This window comes from Gabonia massiliensis, from assembly GCF_001403595.1.
GTDB classification, from domain to species: domain Bacteria; phylum Bacteroidota; class Bacteroidia; order Bacteroidales; family Coprobacteraceae; genus Coprobacter; species Coprobacter secundus.
Genome location: NZ_LN877937.1, coordinates 184,394 through 192,315 on the forward strand (window position 1 = coordinate 184,394; position 7,922 = coordinate 192,315).

Here is a 7,922-nt window from a genome sequence, read left to right on the forward strand (position 1 = left end):
TCGAGAAACTTGGTGCTGCGAGGAGGTATCTGTCGGCTTTGGGTTGCAGCTTTTGATTTGAGGTGGCAGTGCCTGGACGTCACACACCCCCGGCCCCTCTCGAGAGGGGAGGTTGGGGAGGCGGTTTCTTGAAGAGTATGACTGGATTTTCCGGTTTGTCTCCAGAGAGGAGGTATTCGGATAAACGGATAACTTGTATGAGCTATATAAGTGCCCCGCTGTGAAGCGGTATGACCCGGCCGAAGTGTCGGCGGGTCTTGTCAGAGGGAGGGCTTTAGTTTAATGGCAAAACGGCAGGACGGTACAGAAGGGCATGGGCGGCGGCTCCGGTTCTTTTGCCGGTGTGCAGCCCGGTTCGGATGTTACCGGATTTGTTATTCGGGTTCGATTCCCGAAAGCTCGCCATGTCGTTGCAGTGCTGCTGTGTCCAGAGGGATACGGATGTATTGTATACTGAAAATATTCCCGGAGGGACGTAGTGAATATTCCCCCCGGGAGCTGAGAGCCAGTCCAGATTTTCCGAAATGGGGAATTGTATTCCGGTCATCTTTGCGCTTTCTTCCGGTCTTTTTTCCCGTTTTTATTTGTCAGATAGCCGGCTATCTTCCTCGTAAAAACGGAAAAACATCCTCGGAAGAAATTCCCGAATCTGACCCGGGCAAAATCAGGACTGGCTCTCGGAGCCAAAAACTGATTTTACGGTGGCAAAGGTAGTGAAATGGATGATATGGGCCGACAGGCTCGTTGTTCGTGCTCTTGCAGAGGTTGTGGACCGTGATGATAGTGTATACTGTTTAATTAGTATAAAACAGTATTATACTAATATAATAGTATATAATATAGATAAGATGGGGTATTATACTAATAAAATAGTTTTTTTTGCTGTGGATGGTTTGTCTGTGTGTAGCCGATTCTTGTGTATGCTCCGGCAAACGGGATGGAATTTTTCTGTATGAATATAATAGGATATAATACTAATATAATAGTATGAGTGTGGATAGTTTGCTTTTGGAGTCGTGCCGGGCCGATGCTATTGAGGAGGTGATGAACGACCGCTTTGAGGAGGAATATGAGATATGTGAGGGGTGTGGCCGTTATGTGCCCGTAGGGGAGGTGTATGGCAACGAATGGTTGGGCTGCGTGTGCGCGGAGTGCCGGGAGATGAGGCCTTGTGATGGCTGCGGGCGGCTGATTCCGGTGCATGTTCCGGCAAATGGGGATGGTGAGTTTTATTGTGCGGAATGCATTAGACTATTATTATAGTATAATGAACTATTTTAATAGTATAATGAGGCCGGAGGGGGTGGTGAAAGACAGAGGTATATTGTACTAATAAAGTAGTGTAATAAACTATTAAAATAGGATAATGTAGATAGGGGGAGTGAAATAGCATGATGCAGACAAAAGGTGAGAGGCAGAGGGATGAATATGTGTAGTACTAATAAAATAGTATAATAAACTATTAAAATAGGATAATATGAATGGAGAGAATTTTCTTGGAGGCAGCCTGGGCAGGGGCCGGGAGGGTGGAAGGATATGTTCCGAGGGGAACTTTTCCGGAGAGGAGAGGCGGGCGACAGTGCAGAGGGGTAGCCGGGGGGGCTCCGTCAGGGATTTTTTTACCGAGCGGTTGAGGCGTTTTTTTACGGACGTGCTTTTGTTTTTTCCTTGTGTGCTGGTGTTCAATGATGCTCATCCGGTAACGGGGGAATGGTATTGGGGGTACAACGTGCTGGGTGTGTTGTATGCGTGCTGGTATTGCCGGCGGTTGCGGCGTTGAGGGAGGTTTGTTGTACGGTGCTTGTGGGGGCATGTGCCCGGTGCGGGGCCGGTATATATATAATATGGTGTGATATGTTAAGAGAAAGTTTTGTGTTTTACAAGAGTTTTTACGAGGCGATTAGAGGTCTGCCGAGGGATATTCAGGGAGAGATTTACACGGCTATAATGGAGTATGGCCTATATGGTGAAGAACCTGTGTGTCTGAAGCCGATAGCCCGTTGTATTTTTACTCTGGTGAAACCTCAGATAGATGCGAACAACGCCCGGTATGAGAATGGCCGCAAGGGGGGCCGCAAAGGGGCTCAGAAACAGGAGGATGCCTCGGAGACGAAACCGGAACAGGGCTCGGACGAAACCGACGGTAAACGGGTGGAGGATTTGGATGAAACCAAACCGGAACCGACGGTTAGCGAGACGGGGACCGAACCGGAACCCATGGTTGACGGAAGTGTAACCGAAGGGAAACCAAGCCCGAACCGACGGTTAACGGAACCGAAACCGACGGTTAGCCAAACCGGAACCGGACCGGAACCTAATGTGAATGGGAATGTAAACGAGAATGTGAATAAGAATGCCGATGATTATGGAGAGGGTTGCGCCCCCGCGCGCGAGGCAGGTGTGTGTGCGGCTTCTACGGGTATGGATGTCCTTGCCCGGAGGGAGAGGTTCCGGGAGATGCTGCGGCCTTTTGTCGGACGGTATGGTGAGGAGATGGTGGAGGCGTTTTTCCGGTATTGGTCGGAGTTGAGCCTGGACAGGCAGCATATGCGTTATGAGTTGGGACAGACGTTCGAAATCCCTTCGAGGCTGGGTTCGTGGGCGGCCAAGGAGGGGAAGTTCGGAGGGCCGGGGGGCCCGGTTGCCGCCCAGCATGTGGGGCAAAAGCTGGAGGCTACGTGTGCGGAGCTGGAGGAGCTGAAACGGCGTGCGGGGTTTTAGGAGTTCATCCTCTTTGGAGGGGTGCGCGGTATGTGATGAGATGATTTTGTTACTGTTTGGCGAGGAGGTATTTCTTGTCTTTGGGTGAATGCTTTTGGAGTAGGAGGCTGTGCTCGGGCGTCACACACCCCCCGCCCCTCTCGAGAGGGGAGTTTTGGGATGCTTGTTTCTTGTTGGGAATGAGATGTTTGAGTGTATTGATTTCCCCTCTTGAGAGGGGATTTGAGGGGTGTGTTACGGTGAGGGTCGCGGCATGGGTTGAGGAGTTGCGGGATACAGTTTCGAGAGGTTTAGTACTGCGGGGTGTTATCCGTCAGGCTTCGGGTGACCACTTTGATTTTCAGGTGGCTGTGCTCGGGCGTCACACACCCCCCGCCCCTCTCGAGAGGGGAGTTTTGGGATGCTTGTTTCTTGTTGGGAATNGTTACGTCCGCGCATAGCTTCTTAAACCCAAAGCAGTCACCCAAAACCTGACGGACACTACCTCACCCAAACAGCAGCAAAAACATCTCATCCCCTGCCACGCCCCTCACCGTCACACACCCCTTAATCCCCTCTCGAGAGGGGAATCCACACTACATAATTATCTCATTACCAAGAAGGGAACAGCATCCCAATCTCCCCTCTGGAGAGGGGCGGGGGGTGTGTCACGTCCGCGCATAGCCTCCTAAACCCAAAGGAGTCACCCAAAACCTGACAGACACCACCTCACCTAAACAGCAGCAAAAACATCTCACCCCAACCCCCGCCCCTCACCGTCACACACCCCTTAATCCCCTCTCAAGAGGGAAAACACCTCCACTCAAACCTTTCATTACCAAGAAGGAAACAGCATCTCAACTCTCCCCTCTGGAGAGGGGGCGGGGGTGTGTGACGTCCGCGCACAGCCTCCTAAACCCAAAGCAGTCACCCAAAATCTGACAGACACCACCTCGCCAAACAGCAGCAAAAACATCTCATCCCCTGCTGCGCTTCTCACCGTCACACATCTCAATCTCCCCTCTGGAGAGGGGTCGGGGGTGTGTCACGTCCGCGCACAGCCTCCTAAACCCAAAGCAGTCACCCAAAATCTGACAGACACTNTTCCGTTTTTTAAGAGGAAGATAACAAGCTATCTGACGAGCGGAAAGAGAAAAATATGCCGGAAGAAAATTCAAATGTGACCGGAAAATCCGGACAAGTTTTAAGAACACGAAATAACATTTACACAGAAAAAGGACAATGAAACGGATCATACCCAAATCACAAATCCATTCCGGAAGCAGCGCCATCCGGAACCATTACATAAATTCCGTGCGCAATACCGATACGGCAAACATCATACTCGAAGCATCCAGAGCGTGGGACGGGCTGGATAAGTTCCGCAAAAATGCACGCCGCTGCCGGGACTATACCTACGGCAAGCAATGGAACGACCGTATCAAAGACCCCGCCACCGGAAAATGGATAACCGAAGAGACCTATATCAAGGCACAAGGCAAAATACCCTTGAAAAACAATATGATACGGCAACTCGTAAAATCGGTGCTCGGGCAGTTCGCTTCCAACCAGACCGAACCCGTATGCGTAGCCAGCGACCGGGACGAGCAGAAACTCGGGGAGATGATGTCCATCATCATGAAATACGCCTACACCCTCAACAAGATGTGGGACATCGACCGCCGTACCCTCGAACAATACCTCATATCGGCACTCTGTTGTCACAAGATACAATACGGCTGGAATGCCGCACTCAACAAAGAAGACGCCTTCGTTACCGTAGTCAACGAAAACCGCCTCTTTTTTGACAACCGCATGGCCGACTACCGCTATTGGGACTGCAACCTCATCGGGGAGATACACGACCTCTCCATATCCGACCTTATCGCCACCTTCGCCGGGAACGATAGGGACAAAGCCCTGGAACTGAAGCAGATTTACGCCACGGCCACAGAAGACTGCCTGCGCTCGAACTATGAAAATCTGACATCAGACCATCTGGACAATCTCACCTTCCTCGTTCCGGAAGACTATAACATGTGCCGGGTCATAGAAATATGGCGCAGAGAATCCAAGGAACGCATCAAATGCCATGATGTACTTGAAGCGCAATACTATAAAATCGAAATAGAAGATTACCCCAAAATCCAAGCCATCAACGAAGCCCGTATCCGGCAAGGCGCGGCACAAGGGCTCGCCCCCGACGAAATACCCCTTATCGAGACCGAATGGTTTATCGACCGCTATTGGTATGCCCGTTGGCTCACCCCCTTCGGAGACGTGCTGCGCGAGATGGAGACACCCTACTGGCACAAGTCCCACCCCTATGTGCTCAGCCTCTATCCCTTTGTCGACGGCGAAGTACACTCTTTCGTCGAAGACATTATCGACCAGCAGCGATACATCAACCGCCTTATTACGATGGTCGATTTCATCATGGGAGCCAGCGCCAAAGGAGTACTCCTTTTCCCCGAAGACCAGATACCCGACGGCATGACCATCGAAGACATCGCCGACGAATGGACCCGCTATAACGGAGTCATCCTGTTCCGCCCGAAACCCGGAGGAGCCATGCCCCAGCAAATCAGCACCAATGCCACCAATGTCGGAGCCTACGAGATGCTCAACCTCCAGATGAAGCTCCTCGAACAAATATCGGGCGTACACGGAGCCTTGCAGGGAAAGCAACCCCACAGCGGCACAGCCTCCAGCCTGTACGCACAAGAAGCCCAAAACTCGGCCACCAATCTGGTAGACCTCCTTTCCGCCTTCAACACCTTCCGCGAAGACCGCGACACCAAGCTCATGCAGACCATACAGCAATATTACCGCGAGAAACGCTACATCAACATCACCGGAAGCGACTATTCCGAAGAATCCCGGTGGTTCGACCCCGAGCGCGTCAAGAACGTACATTTCGACCTTGCCATCACCGAGAGCACCACTACACCGGCCTACCGGCAACAGATGAATGACTTCCTCATGCAACTGTTCACTTCCGGGCAAATCATGATAGAAGACCTTCTCGAAAACGGAGCGTTCCCCTTTGCCGACCGCCTGCTGCAATCCATACAAAAACGGAAAGAAGAGATGAGGCAGGCACAAGCAGGCACACAGCAGCCGGAGTATGGCTCCGCTTCCGCGCAAATCACCCCGGAGTTGCAGCAGCAAATAGACAAGAACACTGACCCGTTGATGTTACAAGCCTTACAGCAATGAAAGAAACCGACCGCAAACCCGGCTCCGAGCCCCCCATACTCGCAAGCCTGCAAAAAGGGGAGGAGAGAGGCACCTCCCGGCCTTCGGTACAAGCCTTGCAGCAGTTGCAGGAAAAAGCGATGAAGCGCATCTCCGAACTTATCGGAGAAGAAGACAATATAGAAAGGCTGGCCAAGCTCCTCAAAACGATATACGACATACAAGGCGAAAACATCGCGTCCGGTGCACCGCAGACCCTGGCCGAAAGGCTGAAAGCCATATCGGAACAACAAGCCCGGAAATATACGAACGAAAAAGAAAAATAAACGATGAAAACGAGCCAACGAGGAATAAACCTCATAAAACAATACGAAAGTTTCCGTGCCGAAGCATACCGCTGTCCCGCAGGAGTCTGGACAATCGGGTACGGCCATACCCGGGATGTAAAGCCCGGAGACAAAATAACCGAACCCGAAGCCCTGCAACTCCTCCGGCAAGACGTACAGACAGCCGAAAAAGCGGTCTCTACCCTGGTGAAGAAACCCTTGGACCAAAACCGCTTCGATGCACTCGTCTCATTTGTCTACAACACCGGCAGCGGTAATTTTGCAAGCAGTACCCTGTTGGAAAAAATAAACCGCAACCCCGACGACCCCGCCATTGCAGCCGAGTTCCGGAAATGGGTGTACGGCGGTGGCAGGCGGCTGCCCGGACTTGTCACCCGTCGAGAAAAAGAAAGTAACCTATATTTCAGCAGATTATGAAACGATACATCCTCATTATCATTCTTGTCATAATAATATTTTTCCTCTCCCGTTCATTGCATCGCCAGAGGCAAGAGAACGACCGGTTGTCATCCAACCAGACAGCCCTGTTCCAAGACATATCTTATTACCGTACCCGCGACAGCCTTTCGGCAGCCAGTGTCGAAAGGCTGACCTTGACGAAAAAAGAATTGGAACAAAACTGCGAAGCTCTGGCAAGAGATATCAAAGATTTGAAAATCAAGCTGAAACGAGTACAATCGGTGTCGCAGGCAAGTATTGAAACCGAGCACATAATACGCACGGTAGTCCGCGACAGCCTTATCGTTCGTGACCGGGTCGATACACTGCAATGCATCGACTACCACGACAATTATCTCACCCTGTCGGGCTGTATCGAACACAATCACTTCTCGGGCCATATCATGAGTCGGGATACACTCCTGCAAGTGATACACCGCGTTCCCCACAGATGGTGGTTTATCAAATGGGGCACCAAAGCCGTCCGGCAAGAAATCGTCTCGAAAAACCCACATACCCACGTGGTGTATAGCCGGTATATCGAGTTGAAAAGATGAAAACCGGTATGTTATAGTATCTATTTCCCCTCTCAGGGACGGGGAGCTTTGAGATGCTGTTTTCTGTTTGGTAATGAGGGGGGAGTGGTTTGTTTCCCCTCTGGAGAGGGGACTAAGGGGTGTGTTACGGAGAGGGGCGAGGTTTGGGATAAGATGTTTTTGCTGCTGTTTGGGATAGGTGTTATCCGTCAGATTTTGGGTGACTGCTTTTGTTTTAGGAAGCAGTGCGCAGACATCACACACCCCCGCCCCTCTCAGGGACGGGGAGCTTAGAGATGCTATTTTCTGTTTGGTAATGAGGGGTGAGTGGATGTTTCCCCTCTTGAGAGGGGATAAAGGGGTGTGTTATGGAGAGGGGCGAGGTTTGGGATAAGATGTTTTTGCTGCTGTTTGGGATAGGTGTTANTAGCCTCTATCCCTTTGTCGACGGTGAAGTACACTCTTTCGTCGAAGACATTATCGACCAGCAGCGATATATCAACCGCCTTATCACGATGGTCGATTTCATCATGGGAGCCAGCGCCAAAGGAGTACTCCTTTTCCCCGAAGACCAGATACCCGACGGCATGACCATCGAAGACATCGCCGACGAATGGACCCGCTATAACGGAGTCATCCTGTTCCGCCCGAAACCCGGAGGAGCCATGCCCCAGCAAATCAGCACCAATGCCACCAATGTCGG

General features: G+C 51.4%; 9 protein-coding genes and 1 pseudogene. 9 read left to right on the forward strand and 1 reads right to left on the reverse strand.

The window, feature by feature from the left end:
• Positions 1 to 282: 282 nt before the first annotated feature.
• The 4 genes from BN2628_RS02060 to BN2628_RS02070 all read left to right on the forward strand — a co-directional run bounded on the left by BN2628_RS02060 (position 283) and on the right by BN2628_RS02070 (position 2,721).
• Positions 283 to 714, forward strand: a complete 432-nt coding sequence (locus BN2628_RS02060) for a hypothetical protein (RefSeq protein ID WP_055095846.1) — start codon at positions 283 to 285, stop codon at positions 712 to 714.
• A complete protein-coding gene (locus BN2628_RS02065) occupies positions 702 to 956 on the forward strand; it encodes a hypothetical protein (protein ID WP_154668374.1) in 255 nt (84 codons plus the stop codon). Before BN2628_RS02060 ends, BN2628_RS02065 begins: the two co-directional genes overlap by 13 nt.
• A gap of 37 nt (positions 957 to 993) precedes the next feature.
• Positions 994 to 1,263 carry a hypothetical protein gene (locus BN2628_RS17165; protein WP_154668375.1) on the forward strand — a complete coding sequence of 90 codons (270 nt, stop codon included), beginning with the start codon at positions 994 to 996 and terminating at the stop codon, positions 1,261 to 1,263.
• Between the two features lie 591 nt (positions 1,264 to 1,854).
• Positions 1,855 to 2,721 (forward strand): DUF6291 domain-containing protein, encoded by an 867-nt coding sequence (locus BN2628_RS02070; RefSeq protein ID WP_154668376.1) that lies wholly within the window; start codon positions 1,855 to 1,857, stop codon positions 2,719 to 2,721.
• Positions 2,722 to 3,535: 814 nt separating this feature from the next.
• On the opposite strand, the gene BN2628_RS17170 is transcribed toward BN2628_RS02070, so the two are convergent.
• Complete coding sequence (locus BN2628_RS17170) at positions 3,536 to 3,700, reverse strand: hypothetical protein (RefSeq protein ID WP_257606353.1); 165 nt, start codon at positions 3,698 to 3,700, stop codon at positions 3,536 to 3,538.
• A 242-nt stretch (positions 3,701 to 3,942) separates the two neighbouring features.
• Here BN2628_RS17170 and BN2628_RS02080 point away from each other — a divergent pair, with 242 nt between their 5' ends.
• The 5 genes and pseudogenes from BN2628_RS02080 to BN2628_RS17740 all read left to right on the forward strand — a co-directional run.
• A complete protein-coding gene (locus BN2628_RS02080; protein ID WP_055095854.1) occupies positions 3,943 to 5,919 on the forward strand; it encodes a portal protein in 1,977 nt (658 codons plus the stop codon).
• Entirely contained in the window at positions 5,916 to 6,224 is a 309-nt protein-coding gene (locus BN2628_RS02085) for a hypothetical protein (RefSeq protein ID WP_055095856.1), read from the forward strand. Before BN2628_RS02080 ends, BN2628_RS02085 begins: the two co-directional genes overlap by 4 nt.
• A 3-nt stretch (positions 6,225 to 6,227) precedes the next feature.
• Entirely contained in the window at positions 6,228 to 6,662 is a 435-nt protein-coding gene (locus tag BN2628_RS02090; protein WP_055095858.1) for a lysozyme, read from the forward strand.
• The gene (locus BN2628_RS17175) at positions 6,659 to 7,240 is read left to right on the forward strand and encodes a DUF6549 family protein (RefSeq protein ID WP_021930768.1); all 582 of its coding nucleotides are present in this window, start codon (positions 6,659 to 6,661) and stop codon (positions 7,238 to 7,240) included. The genes BN2628_RS02090 and BN2628_RS17175 overlap by 4 nt, the downstream gene beginning before the upstream one ends.
• 401 nt (positions 7,241 to 7,641) lie before the next feature.
• Positions 7,642 to 7,922: pseudogene (locus BN2628_RS17740) on the forward strand (hypothetical protein); the annotation flags it as partial.

Bases quoted from the DNA above. Each gene is read 5' to 3' on its own strand.
- BN2628_RS02060 (WP_055095846.1), top strand. From the start codon at position 283: ATGGCAAAACGGCAGGACGGTACAGAAGGGCATGGGCGGCGGCTCCGG.
- BN2628_RS02070 (WP_154668376.1), top strand. From the start codon at position 1,855: ATGTTAAGAGAAAGTTTTGTGTTTTACAAGAGTTTTTACGAGGCGATT.
- BN2628_RS02080 (WP_055095854.1), top strand. From the start codon at position 3,943: ATGAAACGGATCATACCCAAATCACAAATCCATTCCGGAAGCAGCGCC.
- BN2628_RS02085 (WP_055095856.1), top strand. From the start codon at position 5,916: ATGAAAGAAACCGACCGCAAACCCGGCTCCGAGCCCCCCATACTCGCA.
- BN2628_RS02090 (WP_055095858.1), top strand. From the start codon at position 6,228: ATGAAAACGAGCCAACGAGGAATAAACCTCATAAAACAATACGAAAGT.
- BN2628_RS17175 (WP_021930768.1), top strand. From the start codon at position 6,659: ATGAAACGATACATCCTCATTATCATTCTTGTCATAATAATATTTTTC.